Origin of the sequence: Nocardia sp. NPDC058705, from assembly GCF_042749305.1 — a bacterium.
In the GTDB taxonomy this organism is placed as follows: domain Bacteria; phylum Actinomycetota; class Actinomycetes; order Mycobacteriales; family Mycobacteriaceae; genus Nocardia.
The window spans coordinates 1-18,749 of the sequence record NZ_JBHYRN010000017.1; the positions used below are offsets into that span (position 1 = coordinate 1).

17 protein-coding genes and 1 rRNA gene are annotated in these 18,749 nt (G+C 67.1%); 8 read left to right on the top strand and 10 right to left on the bottom strand.

Annotation, left to right across the window (positions count from 1 at the left end; genetic code table 11):
- The 4 genes from rrf to ACFW6D_RS19780 form a co-directional block, all read left to right on the top strand.
- Positions 1-91 (top strand): 5S ribosomal RNA (gene rrf, locus ACFW6D_RS19765); the annotation flags it as partial.
- A gap of 200 nt (positions 92-291) precedes the next feature.
- Positions 292-912, top strand: coding sequence for a YdcF family protein (locus ACFW6D_RS19770; protein ID WP_379330081.1), 621 nt, complete (start codon positions 292-294; stop codon positions 910-912).
- Positions 913-1,054: 142 nt separating this feature from the next.
- Positions 1,055-1,864 carry an SAM-dependent methyltransferase gene (locus ACFW6D_RS19775; protein ID WP_379330083.1) on the top strand — a complete coding sequence of 270 codons (810 nt, stop codon included), beginning with the start codon at positions 1,055-1,057 and terminating at the stop codon, positions 1,862-1,864.
- A gap of 34 nt (positions 1,865-1,898) precedes the next feature.
- Positions 1,899-3,191 carry a diguanylate cyclase domain-containing protein gene (locus ACFW6D_RS19780; protein ID WP_379330085.1) on the top strand — a complete coding sequence of 431 codons (1,293 nt, stop codon included), beginning with the start codon at positions 1,899-1,901 and terminating at the stop codon, positions 3,189-3,191.
- A 17-nt stretch (positions 3,192-3,208) separates the two neighbouring features.
- On the opposite strand, the gene ACFW6D_RS19785 is transcribed toward ACFW6D_RS19780, so the two are convergent.
- Complete coding sequence (locus ACFW6D_RS19785) at positions 3,209-4,201, bottom strand: acyl-ACP desaturase (protein ID WP_379330087.1); 993 nt, start codon at positions 4,199-4,201, stop codon at positions 3,209-3,211.
- A 202-nt stretch (positions 4,202-4,403) separates the two neighbouring features.
- On the opposite strand from ACFW6D_RS19785, the gene ACFW6D_RS19790 reads away from it, so the two are divergent.
- Both ACFW6D_RS19790 and fadD32 read left to right on the top strand, forming a co-directional pair.
- Positions 4,404-5,651, top strand: coding sequence for a KasA/KasB family beta-ketoacyl-ACP synthase (locus ACFW6D_RS19790; RefSeq protein WP_379238650.1), 1,248 nt, complete (start codon positions 4,404-4,406; stop codon positions 5,649-5,651).
- A 57-nt stretch (positions 5,652-5,708) separates the two neighbouring features.
- On the top strand, positions 5,709-7,589 hold the full coding sequence (gene fadD32, locus ACFW6D_RS19795) for a long-chain-fatty-acid--AMP ligase FadD32 (protein ID WP_379330324.1): 1,881 nt from the start codon (positions 5,709-5,711) through the stop codon (positions 7,587-7,589).
- Between the two features lie 97 nt (positions 7,590-7,686).
- Here fadD32 and ACFW6D_RS19800 read toward each other — a convergent pair whose 3' ends face one another.
- The 5 genes from ACFW6D_RS19800 to ACFW6D_RS19820 all read right to left on the bottom strand — a co-directional run bounded on the left by ACFW6D_RS19800 (position 7,687) and on the right by ACFW6D_RS19820 (position 12,705).
- Positions 7,687-9,207: an LCP family protein gene (locus tag ACFW6D_RS19800; protein WP_379330089.1), complete on the bottom strand. Its 1,521-nt coding sequence runs from the start codon at positions 9,205-9,207 to the stop codon at positions 7,687-7,689.
- 62 nt (positions 9,208-9,269) lie between these two features.
- Positions 9,270-10,478: an Ig-like domain-containing protein gene (locus ACFW6D_RS19805; protein WP_379330091.1), complete on the bottom strand. Its 1,209-nt coding sequence runs from the start codon at positions 10,476-10,478 to the stop codon at positions 9,270-9,272.
- Between the two features lie 16 nt (positions 10,479-10,494).
- The gene (locus tag ACFW6D_RS19810) at positions 10,495-11,037 is read right to left on the bottom strand and encodes a YceI family protein (RefSeq protein ID WP_379330093.1); all 543 of its coding nucleotides are present in this window, start codon (positions 11,035-11,037) and stop codon (positions 10,495-10,497) included.
- A gap of 158 nt (positions 11,038-11,195) precedes the next feature.
- A complete protein-coding gene (locus tag ACFW6D_RS19815) occupies positions 11,196-11,402 on the bottom strand; it encodes a hypothetical protein (RefSeq protein ID WP_379330326.1) in 207 nt (68 codons plus the stop codon).
- A gap of 82 nt (positions 11,403-11,484) precedes the next feature.
- Entirely contained in the window at positions 11,485-12,705 is a 1,221-nt protein-coding gene (locus ACFW6D_RS19820; protein WP_379330095.1) for an MFS transporter, read from the bottom strand.
- Positions 12,706-12,872: 167 nt separating this feature from the next.
- Here ACFW6D_RS19820 and ACFW6D_RS19825 point away from each other — a divergent pair, with 167 nt between their 5' ends.
- Both ACFW6D_RS19825 and ACFW6D_RS19830 read left to right on the top strand, forming a co-directional pair.
- Positions 12,873-13,715 carry a DUF72 domain-containing protein gene (locus ACFW6D_RS19825; protein WP_379330097.1) on the top strand — a complete coding sequence of 281 codons (843 nt, stop codon included), beginning with the start codon at positions 12,873-12,875 and terminating at the stop codon, positions 13,713-13,715.
- A 331-nt stretch (positions 13,716-14,046) separates the two neighbouring features.
- On the top strand, positions 14,047-14,415 hold the full coding sequence (locus ACFW6D_RS19830) for an Rv3235 family protein (RefSeq protein ID WP_379330099.1): 369 nt from the start codon (positions 14,047-14,049) through the stop codon (positions 14,413-14,415).
- A 2-nt stretch (positions 14,416-14,417) separates the two neighbouring features.
- Here ACFW6D_RS19830 and ACFW6D_RS19835 read toward each other — a convergent pair whose 3' ends face one another.
- From ACFW6D_RS19835 to ACFW6D_RS19850, 4 genes are all read right to left on the bottom strand, one after another.
- Positions 14,418-15,797: a metallophosphoesterase family protein gene (locus ACFW6D_RS19835; protein ID WP_379330101.1), complete on the bottom strand. Its 1,380-nt coding sequence runs from the start codon at positions 15,795-15,797 to the stop codon at positions 14,418-14,420.
- A gap of 219 nt (positions 15,798-16,016) precedes the next feature.
- A complete protein-coding gene (locus tag ACFW6D_RS19840) occupies positions 16,017-16,472 on the bottom strand; it encodes a DUF4254 domain-containing protein (protein WP_379330103.1) in 456 nt (151 codons plus the stop codon).
- Positions 16,473-16,695: 223 nt separating this feature from the next.
- Positions 16,696-17,841, bottom strand: a complete 1,146-nt coding sequence (locus tag ACFW6D_RS19845; RefSeq protein WP_379330105.1) for an acyl-CoA dehydrogenase family protein — start codon at positions 17,839-17,841, stop codon at positions 16,696-16,698.
- A 112-nt stretch (positions 17,842-17,953) separates the two neighbouring features.
- Positions 17,954-18,514: an HD domain-containing protein gene (locus ACFW6D_RS19850; RefSeq protein WP_379330107.1), complete on the bottom strand. Its 561-nt coding sequence runs from the start codon at positions 18,512-18,514 to the stop codon at positions 17,954-17,956.
- Between the last annotated feature and the right edge of the window lie 235 nt (positions 18,515-18,749).

Below are 18,749 nucleotides of genomic sequence, written 5' to 3' on the forward strand. Positions count from 1 at the left end.
GCCCGGTCCCATTCCGAACCCGGAAGCTAAGGCCACCTGCGCCGATGGTACTGCACTCGACAGGGTGTGGGAGAGTAGGACACTGCCGGAACATCATTGCGAAAGGCCCCCAGCATTGCTGGGGGCCTTTTTGCGTTGTCCGCCCATCGGACAGACCTCCCGGATGCCTGCCCCGAGGTGCGTCAGATCGTTCGCGACTGATTTCAAAGCGAAGCATCTACATTTCAAAAACTGCCATGCTCGGCGCCCCGGTGCGCGACGATGATGCGACGTCGCTTCCGGGAGGTCACCATGTCTTGGCTCTTCACCCACCAGACTCTGCGTCGTGGCATGACAGCATTCGTGCTGCCTGCCGCCCTGATCGGAGTGGTTGTCGCGACCTCGGCTCCAGGGGCCGCGGCGCCGGCTCCCGATCCGCTGATCGGTGCGGCCGGTTCCGTCGCCGCCATGGCCGGGATCGAAGTTCCTGCCACCTATGGTCCTGAGACCGCGATCGTGGTGCTCGGGTACGGTCTGCTGCCGGATGGCACGATGCGGGCCGAACTCGGTAATCGGTTGCACGCGGCGCTGATTCAGGCCTACATGTCACCCGCATCCCCGGTGATCGTGACCGGCGGCAATCCGCGTAACGGCGTCACCGAGGCGCAGGTGATGGCCGACTGGCTCAATATCCGTGGCGTCGCCCGGCACCGGTTGCACGCGGAAACCGAGGCCGGATCCACGGTGCAGAACGCCGAGTTCTCGGCCAGGATGATGGCAGCCCTCGGTGTCACCAAGGCGGTCCTCATCACCTCCGCCGACCACATGCGACGAGCCCTGGACAACTTCCTCGCCGCCGGAATCCCAGTGGTCGCCACCATGACCCCGGACGTCGCCCCACTCTGGGCTCAGCCATTCGGCACAGAGAAGTAGGAATCCCCGCCCCTCCATCGGCAGTACTTGGCTCGGCTAACCGATAGTCGAGCCGATGTCGGTAACGCCGTTTACGATTCGGGTGGTGTCACCGCGGGGTCAGCGGTGCGCAATCGGAGTAATGGCGGATAGGGGAAACGTGATGGAACGGCCGGTATGGGCGCCTGAGGGTGTCGATATTCAGTATCCGAGTCCGGCTCGGATGTATGACGCGCTGCTCGGTGGTTCGCACAATTTCGCGGTCGATCGGGAGGCCGCGGAGCTCGCCATCAAACTGGTTCCCGACCTGCCTCGGCTGGCGCTGAGCAACCGGGCCTTCCTGCGCCGGGCCGTGCGTTTCATGCTCGACGCCGGGATCCGGCAGTTCCTCGACATCGGGTCCGGTATCCCGACCGCGGGCAATGTGCACGAGATCGTCCACGAACTCGACCCGACCGCACGGGTGCTGTACGTCGACATCGACCCGGTGGCGGTCGCTCATTCGCGGACAATTCTGGACGGCAACGAGCGGGCGGGCGCGATCGAGGCCGATCTGCGCAAATCCGGCGACCTGCTTGCATCGGTGCGCGAGACCGGGCTGATCGACTTCGATGAGCCAGTGGGGTTGCTGCTGATCGCCGTGCTGCATCTGGTGCACGACGACGAGGATCCGATCGGCAAGGTCTCGGCGCTGCGCGAGTCGGTCGCTCCTGGCAGTTTCATAGCCATTTCACATCTCACATCCGAGCTGCGTCCTGAGGATGCCAGTAAACTGGGCGTGCAGTCGGTGAATCATGCCAAGGTCGGCATCCATTTCCGGTCCAAGGACGAGATCGTCGCGTTGTTCGAGGGATGGGATGCGATCGAACCGGGCGTTGTCGAGCTGCCGCTGTGGCGGCCCGAGTCCGAGCGCGATCAGCACGAGAAGCCGGGCCGTTCGCTCGGCATGGGTGGGGTCGCGATCAAGAAGTGAGCCGCCTGACCAGGCGGTGTGCAAACGATGACAGGTGGATGAGGCAGTGGGGTCGTGGGAGCTGGCGCAGCGGTGGGCGGATGCCCTCGACGGCGTCGTCGCTCCCACGCTGAATCGCTCCCAGATCGACGAGATGCTGGCCGCCCTGTGCACCGGTCTGATCGACGCGGCGCGCGGCGGTGAGGACCCCGATATCGCGCGCCGCGCCGCCCGGATGCTGGTGGCGGCGAACTATCGCGATCCGTCGGCGGTGAGCCGATCGGTGCCGGTGCTGTGCACGGATCTGGTCGAGGTGGCCGCCGACGGTCCAGCCGACCCTGCGCTGCCCCGGATCCGCGAGCGGGCGATCGGCCTGGCCGCCGAGTTCGCGGCCGGGTTCACCGCCGCGTTGCGGGCCGCCGCGCTGGCCGAGCAGGAGGCTACGCTGTCGGCGGTGCTCGCCGCGGCGCAGGAGGCCGAAACCCGCCGCGCACTGTCGGAGGCTCGGTTCGAGGCGGTCTTCGACGGCGCCCTCGTCGGAATCGGCACCGTCGACATGTCCGGCCAGGTGGTGAACTGCAACGCCACCATGGCGCAGATGCTCGGCCAGACCCCGGAGACGATGCCGGGCCGGACCGTCGCCGATATTCTCGGCCCACAGAACCTGAACTTCGCCTTCGAACAACTTCAGCGCATGGTCGCGGGCGAATCCGAGAGTTTCCGCACCGAGACCGAGCACCTGCACACCGATGGTCGGGTGACCGCGATCGACCTGTCGATGTCGGCGGTGCGAGGCGCCGACGGTGGTATCGAGTTCCTGATCGGTGTCGCGGTCGATGTCACCGAGCGCAAGCAGCTCGCCGACCGGCTGTGGCACGACGCCAATCACGACGCGCTCACCGGGCTGCCGAACCGCCCGCACCTGTTCAACCGGCTCGACGGGGCAGAGTCGCCGATCGGGGTCTGCTATCTCGACCTCGACGGCTTCAAGGAGATCAACGACCTGTGGGGGCACGCGATCGGGGACCGTGTCCTCGAGGTCGTGGCCGACCGGATGCGCGACGTTGTGCGCTCGGTCGACGGGCTGGCTGCCCGGATCGGTGGTGACGAATTCCTGGTGCTGGTCGAAAGCTGTTCGGGTGAAACGCAATTGACGGAGTTGGCGGCGCAGTTGATGGCCGCGCTGACCGAGCCGCTCGAGGTGGACGGGCACGTGCTCGCCGTCGGCGTGAGCATCGGTACCGCGTTCTTCGCGGAATTGCCCAGCGCCGTAGACGAATTGGTACACGTCGCCGACGCCGCGATGTACCGCAACAAGAACGACGCGCGCCGCGACCCGGCCCGGTAACCCCGGGCCGGAGTCGATCAGGCCGGTTGGTGCTCGCGCGCGGCTGCCCGTGCCAGTGAGCGATCCCGCTGCTCCTCGAAGCGCAACACGTCGCCGCGCAGCCGCTCGAGAAAGGCGGCCAAGTCCTCGCGGGCCGCTTCGCCACGCGGACCGAAGTCGTTGCGCTCGAAGATGTTCCACTTGCGCAACACCGGCAGCAGCACCTCCTCCAGGTGCTGGCGCAGGTCGTAGATGCCGTGCTTGGCCATCAGTACACCGTTGCGCCGCCAGCCTGGCATGCCGGCCCCCGGCATCTGGAAGTTCTGCACGATGGTGTTGATCGCCTCGATGGTCTGGTCGGGAGCCAGGTCGAGCGAGGCGGCGCACAGGTTGCGGTAGAAGATCATGTGCAGGTTCTCGTCGGCGGCGATGCGGGCCAGCATCTTGTCGGCGATCGGATCGTCGCAGACGCGACCGGTATTGCGGTGGCTGACCCGGGTTGCCAGTTCCTGGAAGGTCACGTAGGCCACCGAGAACAGGAATCCGGCACCGGTCGAGCTGTGGATGTCGAAGCCCGGCGCCTTGTCGTCGACGACGGCCATCGCCGAATAACCGTTGGTCATGTGGATCATTCGCGCCTGCTCGAGCGCGACCGGGTCGACACCGCGGGTCACCACGAGGTAGTCACGCAGCACGATGCCGTGCCGGTTCTCCTCGGCGGTCCAGCGGCCGACCCAGGTGCCCCACGCGCCGTCCTTGGAGAAGTTCTCGGCGATCTCGCGGTGGTAGGAGGGCAGGTTGTCCTCGGTGAGCAGGTTGGTGATCATCGCCGCCTTGGCGAGTTCACTGAGCGCGGATTGCTCTGGGTCCCAATCGATTCCGCCCAGTGCTGCGAAGTTGCGGCCCTGGTCCCACGGCACGTAATCGTGGGGGTGCCAGTCCTTGGCCATCGCCAGATGCCGGTCGACATTGCTTGCGGCGATGGGTTCCAGCTCGATCAGTAGTTCCAGTTGGGTCAGGTTCCTGGCCACGCTCGTTTGCCCTTTCCGGTTAGTGAAAAGCGAGAGTTGCGTCGGTCCGGTAGTGTTGCCCGTCGTCACAATAGACCTGGCGCATCGCGCCGGGAAACGACACGGTACTTCTGGCTACTGTGACGGAATTTGGGCGCGTCGCGCCGTGTGCATATACGCTCCACCAGTTCAGCTCCATCAGCGGTTCCCGTTCAGTCGTGGCATAGCTAGAGAGAGTGAGCGAAAAATTATGACGGACATCGTGGTCACGAGCCTGGCGGCGACCACGTCGATCGCGGGCGACGTCGACTCGACCTGGAAGGGTCTGCTCAACGGCGAGAGCGGAATCGACGTCCTCGAGGATTCCTTCATCGACGATTTCGAACTGCCGGTACGGATCGGCGGCCACCTGAAGGTGTCGCCCACCCTCTCGCTCACCCGCGAAGAGGCGCGCAAACTGTCCTACGTCGAGCAGATGGCCGTGGTGCTCGGCCGCGAGGTGTGGCGCAACGCGGGCAGCCCCGAGGTGGACCGCGAGCGGCTCGGCGTCTCGATCGGCACGGGCCTCGGCGGCGCGGAATCGCTGATCTACGCCCGCGATCGGCTGCGCAACGGCGGCTACCGCAAGGTCTCGCCGCTGACCGTGCAGGCCATCATGCCCAACGGGCCCGCGGCCTGCGTCGGCATCGAATTGGGCGCGGGCGCGGGGGTTTCCACGCCGGTGTCGGCCTGCTCGTCGGGCTCGGAGGCGATCGCCAACGCGTGGCGGATGATCGTGATGGGCGATGCCGACATGGTGGTCACGGGCGGGGTGGAGGGGTCCATCCAGGCGGTGCCGATCGCGGCGTTCACGCAGATGCGGGCCATGAGCACCCGCAACCACGATCCCAAGGCGGCCTCGCGTCCGTTCGACGTCGACCGCGACGGGTTCGTCTTCGGCGAGGCGGGCGCGATGATGGTGATCGAGACCGAGGAGCACGCCAAGGCACGTGGCGCGACGATTCACGCGCGGCTGCTCGGCGCGGGCGTCACCTCCGACGGGTTCCACCTCGTCGCACCGGATCCCGAGGGCACCGGCGCCGCGCGCGCGATGACGCGGGCGATGCAGACCGGCGGGATCAGCCGCACCGACGTCACCCACATCAATGCCCACGCCACCGCAACCCCGATCGGTGACACCGCCGAGGCCAACGCGATCGCCAAGGCCATCGGCTCGCACGCCTCGGTCTACGCGCCGAAATCGGCACTCGGGCACTCGATCGGCGCGGTCGGTGCGCTCGAATCGGTGCTGACCGTGCTCAGCGTGCGTGACAGCATCGTTCCGCCCACCCTGAATCTGGACAATCAGGACCCCGCTATCGATTTGGATGTGGTGTCGGGTCAGGCGCGACGTGGTCGTATCGATTACGCGGTGAACAACTCATTCGGTTTCGGCGGTCACAACGTGGCGATCTCGTTCGGACGGTATTGACGATCTGCCCAGCAGTGGCGGTTTCTGGTCAATGTGCGTTGAAAAGGATTGGGAATGATCGGCGAAACATTCGACGACTATGTAGACGAACTGGGGACTATCCGGATTCCCGGTGATCAGACCTTGATCGACTTCGTCGACAAGCACAGTGAGGCCAACGGGGATGACCTGGCCTACCGCTTCATCGACTATTCGACCGAACGTGAGGGGGAATACCAGGAACTGACCTGGCGTGAATTCGGCGTGCGGTTGCGCGCGGTAGCCGCACGGTTGCAGCAGGTGACCCAGCCCGGTGATCGGGTGGCGGTGCTGGCACCGCAGGGGCTGGACTATGTGGTGGCGCTGTTCGCGGCGGTGTACGCGGGGAATGTGGCTGTGCCACTGTTCGATCCGGAGGAGCAGGGTCACAGCGACCGGCTGCACGCGGTGCTCGGCGATTGCGAACCCGCCGCGGTGCTCACCGTCGGCAGCGCGGCGGCGGGAGTACGCAACTTCTTCCGTGAACAGCCCGCCGCGCAACGGCCCAGAATCATTGCGGTCGAAGCGATTCCCGACACCGTCGGCACTCGCTGGCGCAGGCCCGACATCAATATCGACAGCGTGGCCTACCTGCAGTACACCTCCGGGTCGACCAGGGTGCCCGCCGGAGTGGAGATCACCCACCGCTCGGTGGGGACCAATCTGCTGCAGATGATCGACGCCATCGGGATCACCGAGAACGCGCGTGGGGTCACCTGGCTGCCGCTGTTCCACGACATGGGGCTGCTCACGGTGATCCTGCCGACCATCGGTGGCAAATTCATCACCATCATGTCGCCGAGCGCGTTCGTGCGCAGGCCCTCGCGCTGGATCAAGGAACTGGCCGCGCAGGCCGACGGTGCCGAAATCTATTCGGCAGCACCGAACTTCGCGTTCGAGCACGCGGCGATGCGGGGGCTGCCCAAGGGCGATGAGAGCCTCGACCTGTCGAATGTGATCGGTCTGATCAACGGCAGTGAGCCGGTGTCGGTGTCGTCGATGCGCAAGTTCAACGAGGCGTTCGCGCCGTACGGGCTGTCCAAGACTGCGATCAAGCCGTGCTACGGGATGGCTGAGGCGACGCTGTTCGTGTCGGCGACCAAACGCGACGACGAGGCGCGGGTGGTCTATGTCGATCGTGGGCAGCTCAACGACGGTCGGATGGTGGAGTGCGACGAACACGCCGCGAACGCGGTGGCCCAGGTGTCGTGCGGGCATGTGGCGCGGTCGCAGTGGGCGGTGATCGTCGATCCGGCCACCGGGATCGAGCGCCGCGACAGCGAGGTCGGCGAGATCTGGTTGCACGGTGACAATATGGGCATCGGGTACTGGGGACGGCCGGAGGAAACCGCGGAAACCTTCCACAATCGGGTGATCGCGTGCCTGCCGATCGGTAGTCGCGCGGAGGGTGCCCCCGATGACGCGAAGTGGATGCGGACCGGCGACTACGGTGCCTATCACGACGGCGAACTGTTCATCACCGGTCGCGTGAAGGACCTGGTGATCGTCGACGGGCGCAATCACTATCCGCAGGATCTCGAATACTCGGCGCAGGAAGCCAGCACCGCGCTGCGGCCGGGATTCATCGCGGCGTTCTCGGTACAGGCGGGGCAGTTGCCCGCGCCGGTCCTGGAAGCGGGAAGTGCGTCGGACCCGGCGGCGGAGCAGTTGGTGATCGTGGCCGAAAGAGCTACGGGTGCAGCGAAACTGGAGCCTGGCCCGATCACGGATGCGGTGCGGGCGGCCATTGCTCGCAGGCACGGTGTGATGGTCAGGGATCTGCTGCTGGTGCCGGCGGGGTCGATTCCGCGGACGTCGAGCGGCAAGATCGCCCGGCGGGCGTGCAAGGCGGCGTATCTGGACGGAACGCTGCGCGGTGGGTATCGCCAGCAGGCGTACCCGGACGCACCGGAGGAGTGAGTAGGGTAGCGGTCGGCCGCTGGGTATTCCGGCGGCCGACCGGTTGTTTGCTCGTCGTGACGGCGCCTCGCGCAAGTGCGGTGTCCGCGCGGGCTGCTCAGTTCACGCAGGGGATGGTGTCACCGATATTGGTGGACAACGGTTTTCCCGCATCGGGGAGTGGCATCGAGCCGGAGGTCGTGGGCTTCGGCGTCGTGGTCGAAGTCGTGGGGCTCAGTTCGGTGGGCATGGTGAAGTCGGCGCCGAGGGCGATGCGCACCCGCCCGTCCTCGACCGAGGGGGACGCGGAAACAGGTAGTCCGCCGAGGAGTTCCGCCAGGGCCTGTGCGTCGTCGGCGGCGCCGAGGCCGTAGGTGATGGTCGAGTACTGACCGTCGGTCGAATCACCGTTGCCGATGATGCCCGCGCCGTAGCCACGGTCCTGCAGCGCTGTCGAGAGCACCGCAGCCTGCCCTTTGACCGTGCCCATATTGTGCACGTCGACCACGCTTGTCGGGACCGGAGCTGCCGCAGTGGTTTTCGGTACCTCCTGGCCGAAAGCCGCACGCACCTCCCGTTTGATCGCGGCCGGGTCGACGATGTTCACGTCCTGGCCATCGATCACGTCGTAGCGCACCACCGGCAGCGTGCGGAACTCCACCGGCACCGAGCCTGCGGAGCCGAGGTCGCGGGCGAAGTCGAACAGATTCCAGCCGTCGGAGAGCACGATATCGCGGTGCGCCACATCCATCAGCTCCGCGAGTTGGCTCAGATCGGTCAGGGTGCCGGAGTCCTTGAGTGACTTGGCCACCGAGGTGAGGAATGCCTGCTGACGGTGGGTGCGGTCGAGGTCGCCGTTGAGCAGGCCGTGCCGTTGGCGGACGAACGCCAGCGCCTGCGCACCGTCGAGATGCTGCCTGCCCGCGGGGAAGACGGCGCCGGAGAACTCGCTGTCGTCGACGGCGTGATTGAGGCACACGTCGACGCCGCCGACCGCGGTCGCCAGGTCGTAGAAGCCCGCGAGGGAGATCTCGGCGAAGCGATCGATCGGCACCCCGACGAGATTGCGAACGGTAGTGACGATCGAGGCGCGCCCTGCCTCGCGGCCGCGTCGCTCGAGCACGACCGGGTCCTTCTCGCCCTGCTCGATCAACTTCGCCTGCACCGCAGCCTTTTTCAGCCCGTACGCCTCTTTGATCTTGACCTGCTGGTAGCCGGGTATGCCTGTCACCGGCACGTAGTTGTCGCGCGGGATGGAGAACGCGACGACCTTGCTGTGGTCGGCCGGAATATGCAGCAGGATCAGCGAATTCGCGTTGTAGCCGCCTTCGCTGCCGTCACCGGCGTGCAGCTGGTCGAGCACCTGTTTCGGTAAGTCGTTGCCGTTGAGGTCTTTACGGGTGTCCAGCCCGATCAGCAGGATATTGACGGCGCCGCCACCGGACCGTGGAGCATCCTCGCCGAGTGCGGTGGAGTGGGTGAAGCCGGAGTCGAAGTCCTGCTTGGCCGACCAGGCAAGGCCGGTGCCCGCGAGGACGGCCAGCGCTGTCGTCGCCACGAAGGTGCGGGCCAGGATCTTTGCTGCGCGGCGAGTGCGTCCGCGTCGCGGGGTGCGGTGTTCGGTGACGTGCCTGCCCACGCGCTGCGGTCCCCGCCTGTGCTCCCGGCGCGGCAGGTCCGCCGGAAAGTCGTTGTCCCCGTTCACCGCAGCGCGCTACCTGCCTGCCACTGTTCCCACGGCACACTCCAGTCGCCGTTCTGCCACACCTCGAGCGGGGCGCCGCCGGTGTTCCTGATCTCGACCACGTCGCCCGGTTGGGAGAAATTGTAGAACCAGCGGGCGTTCTCGCCGCTGAGATTGAGGCAGCCGTGTGAGACGTTGGTGTTTCCCTGCGCCCAGACTGTGTCGTCGAGCTGGTGCAGGTAGATCCCGTCGGTGCTGATCTTGGTCGCCCAGCCGATGGTTTCCTTGTACCCGAGCCGGGAGTTCACCGGCAGGCCGTAGGTGGAGGAATCCATGATCACCGGATTGGCTTTCTCCATCACCGTGTAGATGCCGGGCTGGGTCCAGAAGGTGATGGTCTTGCCGGCGACGGTCTCGCTGCCGCCCCGGCCGAGCGAGGTGGGCATCGTCTTGACCAGCGTGCCGTTCTCGTACACCTGCACCTGCTTGTCGTTGTCGTCGACGATCGAGACGTGCGAGTCACCGATGGTGAAGCTGGTCTTGGTGTCTTCCTGGCCGTAGAGGCCGCCGCCGAGGTCCTTGCCGTAGATGTCGGCGGCGAGCGTGACTTTGGTTCCCTGCGCGTAGTAGTTCTGGGGGCGCCAGTGGGCGTTGCGGTTGTCGACCCAGTACCAGGAGCCGAGCACGGGCGGATCGGTGGTGACCGCGAGGTGTTTTTCGGCGGTCGCGCGGTCGGGGACGTCTTCGTCGAAATGCGCCACGACGACTGTGCCGACGCCGAAGGTGCCTGATGAGGACAGCGGGGTGCCGCCGGTGGTGCGGAAGGAGACCTCGGTCTGATTGTTGGGCGCCAGGGTGGAGAACGACGAGGTGATCGGGCCGACCTTGCCGGTGACGGTGACCGCCTCGGCGGTGACGGTGTAGGTGCGGCCGTACCCGAGCGGCACCGACGGCTTCCACGCCGACTGGTCGGGGGTGAGGATGCCGTCGACGGTGCCGCCGTCCTCGTTGGTCATGGTCACCGCGGTGAGCTGGCCGTCGCTGGTGCTGACGCGGACCGGGCCGAGCGGGTCGATCTCGGTCGCACCGTCTTCCGGGGCGACCGAGATCGTCGGAGCGGGTGGGGCGGCGGATTCCGGGTCCGAGTCGGAGGGCGAGCCGCCGCAGCCCGCGACCAGCACCAGGAGCACGGCGGCGAGGCCGACTCGGAAAGGTCGTCGGAACATGCGCCCGCCTCCCCGCTCAGCTCTGTAAGCCGACCTCGACGTCGAGCGTGAGGTTGATCTTGTCGCCGATCACGGCGCCGCCGTCGGCCATCGGCATCTCGGTGGTGAGGCCGAAATCGCGGCGGTTGATGGTGGCGGTCGCGGAGAAACCGGCGACCGGGGCGTCGGCCATGCCGGGGCCGGTGCCGAGGAACTCGACATCGAGGGTGACCGGATGGGTGTTGCCGCGGATGGTGAAGTCGCCGGTGACGGAGAACTCGGTGCTCAGCGCCTTGAAACCGGAGGCTTTGAAGGTGGCGATCGGATATTCGGCGGCGTCGAAGAAGTCGGCGGTGGCCAGGTGCCCGTCGCGTTGGGCGTTGTCGGTGGTGACCGAGGCGACCTTCATCTCCACGTCGGCGTCGGCGGTGCCATCGGGGTGGACCACCAGCGTGCCGGAGAAATCGGTGAACCGGCCACGGACTTTGCTCACCATCAGGTGGCGTACGGAGAACTGCAGAGTGGAGTGGGCGGGGTCGATGACCCAGGTTCCAGCGGGTAATCCGGTAGGGGCCGACATGGTCTCTCCTCACTTGGCGTTCCGGCGTTGTGCGGGTCTGCGAGCGTGAAGCGATAGCGCCAACCAGCCTAATGGACGCAGGCGCGTAGCGGCCTCAGTTGTTTACGCATGGCCGGAGCGAAGGCGGCGGTACGCCTAGCCCCGGTTGGCGCGGGCGGTCAGTCCTCGCTGGTGGCGCGTTCGCCGAGAAAGCGAAGGAGGGCGGGATCGGCGGAGGTGAAGCGGTCTACTTCCTGTCCGCCGGTGCATTCGTACAGGGCGATAGTCACCGCGTCCGGCCGACGCGCGACGACCCGCCAGATCGCGCCGGAATCCTGCCAGCGGAGAAGGGTTTCGACCGGGTCGCTCACACGATCCACCGTAATGCGCCGCGATCGCGGATCGTTCGGTTGACCGAGGTACGTGAATCGCGACGGCTTCGGCCGGGAGACCGGGATGGGGCGCGGCTCAGGCCCGTTCGCGGTAATTCGCGGCGACGAGTGCGAGGCAACACGCGGCGATCGCGGCAGTGACCAGGTACATCGCCGGGTAGCCGAAGCCGAGGCTGCCGTGCAGGGCCGACAGGACCGCGGGGACGCCGAAGCCGAGGTAACTCACCGAGTAGAAGACCGCGTTCAGACCGGCCAGATCGCCGGGACCCGCGATGTGCTCGATCTGCTGCAGACCTGCGACCAGGCCGATGCCGTAGCCGCTGCCGAGCACGACGGCGGTGAGCAGCGTGACCCAGATGCTCAGGGTGGCCGCCGTCCACGCGGCAAGGACCATGCCGAGCGTGAGCAGTACCAGCGCGACCACCGCGGCGCGTGCGGTGCCGGGGCGATCGATGCGCTTGGCGACGGACTGGATGGTGAAACCGCAGCCGAGCGTCACCATGGTGACCAGGGCCGAAAAGGCGATCGGGGCCTGTTGCACGCGCGGCAACATCAGCGTCGGGAGGACGGCGTAGGCGGTCGCGTTGGCGGTGAACAGCCACAGCGCGATCGGCACCGCGACGCGCAGGAAGCGTCGATGTCCGGCGGCGGGGATCTTCAGGTCGTCACGCAAGCGGCCCGGATTCGCTTGGCGGGTCACGGTTTCCGGTGTTCTGAAAATCCAGTAGGCGGTCGCGATACAGAGTGCCGCGTTGACGAGATAGGCGGTGGAATCGGGCAGCGGACCCCACTGCGCGAGCGTTCCCGCCACTCCCGCACCGAGGGCGAACCCGGCGGTCAGGCTCATCGCGGATCGACGCGCCCCCTTGCCCGCGGCGGCCGCGGCGAACGGTGGTTGCGACAGCTCCTTGAGCCAGCTGCCACCCACCGCCATCGCCAATCCGAGCGCGACACCGCACAGCATGCGCCCGGCCGCCAGCATGGGCACCGAGGCCGCGCCCGCCGCGAGCAGCAGCGAACCGGCCGCCGCGATCAGCGGGGCGGGCAACATCAGCGGGCGACGACCGAACCGGTCCGAGAGCGGGCCGCCGATGAGCAGGGCGGGCACGATGCCGAGGACGTAGTAGAACAGCAGCAGATCGACGGCGGTGAGCGGGAGGCCGTGGGCTTTGTACATCACCAGCAGCGGCGTGAACTCGTTGCCACCCCACGCGATCGCCACCATGGCGGCGGACACACCGAGCCAAGCCCGGGTTACGGCGACAGCATTCGGCCGCTCGGTGGTGAGTATCGCCATCACAGGCCCTTTCCGTCGTGCGCGCACCGGAATTCGGAGGATGTGGCGGTCGAACGGGTGCCGACCTGCTCGGCCGGACCGGTGTACTCCCGCCACCCGCGCACGGGCGAAATGGTGGCAACCGGTCTCATTTTAAGGGCGGCCGGTCGCTGTATTACCGTCGGCCTGTGCGTGAGCTGCGGATGGGGTGTGCGATGTGGACGCACCCGCAGTGGCAGGAGCGGATGCCCGCGCCGGGGGAGCGGTTGCGCGCCTACGCCGGGCACTGCGGCGCGGTCGAGGGCAACACCACGTTCTACGCGACACCGTCGGCGTCCACCGTCGAGTCGTGGGCCCGGCAGACCGCACCCGATTTCCGGTTCGTACTCAAGCCGCCGCGAGCGGTGACGCACGAGCGCAGGCTGGTCGACGCCGGGGCCGAACTCGGCGCGTTTCTCGACGTGATGGCGCCGCTGGGGTCGCGGGTGCACGCGCTGTGGGTCCAGCTGCCCGCGTCGTTCGGGCCGACCGATCTCGGCGCGCTCGCCCGCTTCCAGCGTGAGTTGCCCGGTGGGCTGCGCTGCGCGGTGGAGGTGCGTCATCCGGCGTTCTTCGAAGACGAGCGGGCCGCGATCCAGCTGGAACGGGTGCTCGGGCGGATCGGGGCCGAATGGGTGCCGTTCGACACGACCGTCCTGTTCGACGGGCCGCCGGGCGACCCCTCGGAATACGAGGCGCGAGCGAAGAAGCCTCGGGTGCCGCGCCGGATGCGGGCGCTCACCGAATACCCGATCGTGCGCTACCACGGCCGCGCCGACGCCGATCGCACCGTCGCGGGCTGGGTGCCGTGGGTGGAGACCGTCGCCGACTGGCTGCGCGAAGGTCGCTCGCCCACGTTCTTCGTGCACACTCCCGACAATGCCGCCGCCCGTGGTTTGGCCCGCCGCTTCCATGACGAGGTTCGCGCGATAGTGCCGGAGTTGCCCGCGCAGCCGACTCCCACGTCGGATGAACCGATGACATTGTTCTGAGTCGGCGCCGAAACCGTCCGCTTCGGGTCTTGTGCCGGGGGCTGGAACTGCGGTGCGGACAACATGAGGTGACCTGCGCTGATTTCGCGAAACTTGTCGTACCCCCGTGTAATGCTGTGCGCCATCACTGGGGAGTGTGTGGACGGACTCGAAGGGGACGAGCATGTCTACGGATGGAATGTTGTTGTCGCCCGCGCCGCATTGTGAGCCGCAGCTGGAGGGCGGGGCTTCGGTGCAGCGGACCGCGGCCACGAATACTGTTGCCTCGCATCGGGTTCACGGTTCGGTTCGACGAAGGTCGGCCAGCGGAACACCGGCAAGTATCCGCAGGGTGGTGCGGGCGTCCTGCTCGCAGGCCGCACCGCCGATCGTCGACTCCTCGCTCCAGGCAAAGAGATTCACCGAGCAGGTCTTTCGGCTGATCCTCGAGGTGGTCGACCGGCGTCGGTCGTCGAGTCATCTGCGCGCTTTCGCCGATGCGCGCGTACTCGCCGCCGTCAACACGATGCTCACCCAAGACCTGGTTCCGGGCCGAAACCTGGGAACCGCCACCCTGACCAGCGTGAAGGTCACTCCCGCGGAAGACGGCGCCGCCGAAGTCTTCGCCTCGTACCAGCGCGGGCCACGAACGCTCGCCATCGCGGGCCGGATCGAGAAGGTAAAGGACAGTTGGCGATTGGTCGCGGTGCGAATGTTCTGATCTCAGTGCAGCGTGGTGATGCCGGAGAAGTCATGGGGTGCACGGTGATTGCGGTCGGCGAGGCTGCCGAGCGCGTGGTCGGGGTGTAGGCCGAAGTATTGCCTGCGGGTCTTGCTCGTCCAGGCCAGCGCGGCCGCGGCGGCGATGCGGTGGAAGTGGACGGTGTAGCCGTGTTCGTAGATGCGCAGTAGGGCGTAGCCGCCGGGGTACTCCTTCACCGCCGCTACCTCGAGGTACTCGACATGGCCGGAATCGGGGCGGGTGCGGCGATTTCGGTGAGTGTGGCCGCTGTGATGCAGGAAGACGCCGGGGCTTGTCCGGTAACAGGCTTGTAGTGCGGTCGCACCGGCGCGATCGAGGACGAAACCGGGACCACCGGGATTGCTCAGTGCCGCATAGCGAGTCGCAGGGTGGTGCCCGAAGATCAGTGTGGGGCGCTCGGGGTCGGCGGCGAGCGTCGTGCGGAGGCGGGCGAGCTGGTCGGCGTTGATCGTGCCGCCCGAACCTCGCCTGCGGGTGGTGTCGAGGCCGATCAGGCGCAGGCCGCCGAGTTCGTGGCAGGTGAGTTGCCCGAACGGGTGGAATGCACTGCCCCAGTGATCATTCGGACCGCGCGGAACATCGTGATTGCCCCGGCAGACGAAGTGCTCGCGGCCCGGCGCGCCCCAGGCGTCCAGGCGTGCGCTGATGCCCGCGGACTGTTCGGCGGTGCCGCAGTCGGTCAGGTCGCCGGCGACGATCAGGTGGTCGGCGGCGCGCTCGGGACGGCGGATGTCGTGCAGCAGCGCCTCGGTCATCACCTGCGGGTAGTGGCCGTCGTCGTGGCGCAGGCCAGGCGGCAATCCTGCGACGATCAGACCGCTGCGGTCCTCACCCCAGTGCAGGTCGTTGGCGAGGGCGATCGTGCGCAGCAGCCGTCCCTGTGGCGGCGGCGCGGTCAGGAAAACGCCGGTGACCTCCGGTGTTCCGGGGCGTCGTGTCACCCAGGTGCGGCCCGGCACCGCGGTTTCGCCGTCGGAGCAGGCGAGAAAGCGATACCGGCGGCCCGGCTCGAGCCCACGCACCTCGGCGTAGTGGTGTGCGGTGCGGCGACCGTCGAGATAACGCGTCACCGGAGTGGCCGGGCTGTCGGCGGCTGCGAGTCGCACTTCGGTGTCGGCGGCGGCTGGACGAAGCTGTCCCGCGCGGTCGCGACGATGGGTGGACCAGGTGAGGATCGCCGTGTCGTGTGTGACCGTCACGACCTCGAGGTCGGTGACGACGAGCCGATCACGCACGCCCGTCAAGGAACTCGGCCGCGCCATCGGCGCCCGAACTGTCGCGGCGGCGGCTCCTGAGGCCGCGTTGACCAACCACGCGGTGTGCAGTCGCGGATCGAGCATGCCGGGCTCCGTTCGCCATCTACCGCTGACGGTACGGCCCCCGGCTGAACAGCCGTGGACGACGATGTGGCCGCTGATCGCCGGGGTAGCGACCGCGAAACGATGCGCCACCGCCGTGTCCGGAGCGATCCTGCGGCCGGACAGCGGGGCGCGTGCCCCGACGGACCGGTGGGTGGTCAGCACTCGAGCCAGTCGTGCGGCCGCGGTTGCACGACTGGACTATTCGGAACGTGGCTGCTCCCGGATTTGTTGTGTCCCATCGCTTTCCGGTGTCTCGCCGTCCAGTCCGTCCGGCAGGCGACGGGCGCCGCTGGCCACCTCGGTGATGAGATCGGCGTAGCCGCAGGCCAATTCGTGCAGGCGAAGCTGCGCGGCGTGCAGGGCGGCCTCGGCACCGTAGGCCAGGGCCCGATAGGTGAGCGCGGCGAAATGTGCCATGCGGTCGACGACGGCGCCGATGCTCTCGGTGTGCATCGGCGCGGAGCTCGCCGGGGTGGGGGCGCGCAGGGCGACCCAGCGGTCGATCTCGCAGACCAGACGCGCACGCGTCCAATCGATGTCGCTGGTGTCGCCGGGTATCTGTTGTTCACGGCGTTCGTGCAGGCCGGCGAGTTCGTGGGCGGCGGCTAGGACCGGGTCGTCGTCACCGGCGACACCGCAGACCGCCTGCATCATCTGCGCTCGGTCCGGCAGTACCGGTTCCGGTCCGGGTCGCCGGGTCGAACCGCTGCCGTCCGTGTCCACTGTTGCCGCACCGTCCTCGCTATCGGAAATGGATGTCGAAGGACATTCGTCTCGGCGGGGACGGCGGATAGGTCACGAAATGACCCCTCAACAGCGAAAACCGGCCGCGAACTGGTGTTCGCGGCCGGTCGGATCCACCGGTGGAGCTGGAGTATCACAGGCTCCGGGCGATGATTTCCTTCATGATCTCGTTGGTGCCCGCGTAGATGAGCTGAACGCGGTTGTCGACCCACATGCGCGCGATCGGGTACTCGGTCATGTAGCCGTAGCCACCGAACAGCTGCAGACAGGTGTCGGCGATCTGCATGGCCTTGTCTGTGGTCCACCACTTCGCCATGGCGACGGTCGGGATGTCGAGTTCGCCGCGGATGTGCTTCTCGACGCAGTCGTCGATGAACACGCGCGCGATGCGGGCCTCGGTGGCGACCTCGGCCAGCTTGAACTTGGTGTTCTGGAAACCGAACACCGGGCGACCGAACGCCTCGCGCTCCTTGGTGTAGCGCAGCGTGTGGTCGAGGGCGACCTCCATGCCCGCGACCGCGCCCATCGACACGATCAGGCGCTCCTGTGGCAGCTGCTGCATCAGCTGGATGAAGCCCTGTCCCTCCTGGGTGCCGAGCAGGTTGCTCACCGGGACGCGCACATCCTCGAAGAACAGCTCGGAGGTGTCCTGGCCCTTCTGTCCGATCTTGTCCAGCACGCGACCGCGACGGAAACCCTCGCGGTCGGCCTCGACCAGCACCAGCGAGACGCCGGACGCGCCCTGGGTGGGGTCGGTCTTGGCGACCAGGATGATCAGGTCGGCCTGCGCGCCGTTGGTGATGAAGGTCTTGGAGCCGTTGATGACGTACTCGTCGCCGTCACGGATCGCCTTGGCCTTGACGGCCTGCAGGTCGGAGCCGGTGCCGGGCTCGGTCATCGCGATGGCGCCGACGACCTCGCCGCTGGCCATCTTCGGCAGCCAGTACTTCTTCTGCTCCTCGGTGCCGTAGGCGAGCACGTAGTGCGCCACGATGCCGTTGTGCAGGCTGATGCCCCACGAGGTGTCGACCGCGCGGGCCTGCTCCTCCATGAGCACGGCCTCGTGCGCGAAGGTGCCGCCACCGCCGCCGTACTCCTCGGGGATCGAGATGCACAGCAGGCCGACTTCGCCCGCCTTGTTCCACAGGTCGCGGTCGACGTGGTGCTGCTCGCGGTACTTCTCGACGTTGGGGACGATCTCCTTGGCCATGAAGGCGCGGGCGAGGTCGCGCAGGGCGTCCAGGTCCTCATTCATCCAGCTGGACCGATTGGCGGCCATCGAGTCTCCTAGTTCGGCTCGGCACAGCACCGGTCCAGACGTGACCGGTGGTTACGGATACCAGTGTGCATCAGTATTGGCGCGGTGACAATAGTGCTGGCGAAATAGCGTCTCACCAGCGCATCATGGGCAGCGGCGAGAGCGGATGGATGAGCGCGCGACGCACCGTGAGCTCCACCAGCTTGAAGTGGAAGCCGCTGTCGGGGTACCTCCGGGTCAGGGCGGAGTAGGCCGAATAGGGCAGGCCGTAGCGACGCGCGCCGAAGGTGACATCGATCAGATCGGCTCGCCGGAACAGTTCGGTGGGGTCGGTCGCGCTGCCTGCCGGTCGCACTCGATGGTGATCGCGGATCATCGCGCCGACGACATCGGTGAGGTCCTCGCGGCGCTGGGCGATCAGCCAGTCGTCTGCCAGAGCGCACGACGGTTCGAGATAGTCGAAAGTGCCCGCGGCCCAGATGCCCAGATCGTGGAAGACGGCAGCGGTGCGGAATTCCTCACGCGCACTGGGTGGTTCGCCCGGTCCGCCGCTGCGCGCGAACAGCAGATCTGCCAGGCGCAACACCCGCAGCACGTGATGGAAATAGGCCTTGCGGTCGGCGCCGAGGCGGTCGGTCCACGGTTCGAGTCGTTGGGCGATCGCTTGGTCGAGTTCGCTTGTGTGCTGGGTCAATTCATCACTCCGAAGTCGATCTCACGGGCATGCGCGAACCCCCCCGGCACCCCCGGGGCCAACCCTAGGTGTCGACCGTTGGCGCTGCCCGGCGAACCGGCGCAATCACGCACTTTGCCGCTCAGGAATCAGAAAACTGATTCTGCGACGTCGAAGTGTGTGATTTCGCCGGTCTCCCACCTGCGCGACCCGCCCCGGTGCTCGGCAACAGTCGGGCACCGAACCGCCGGAAACT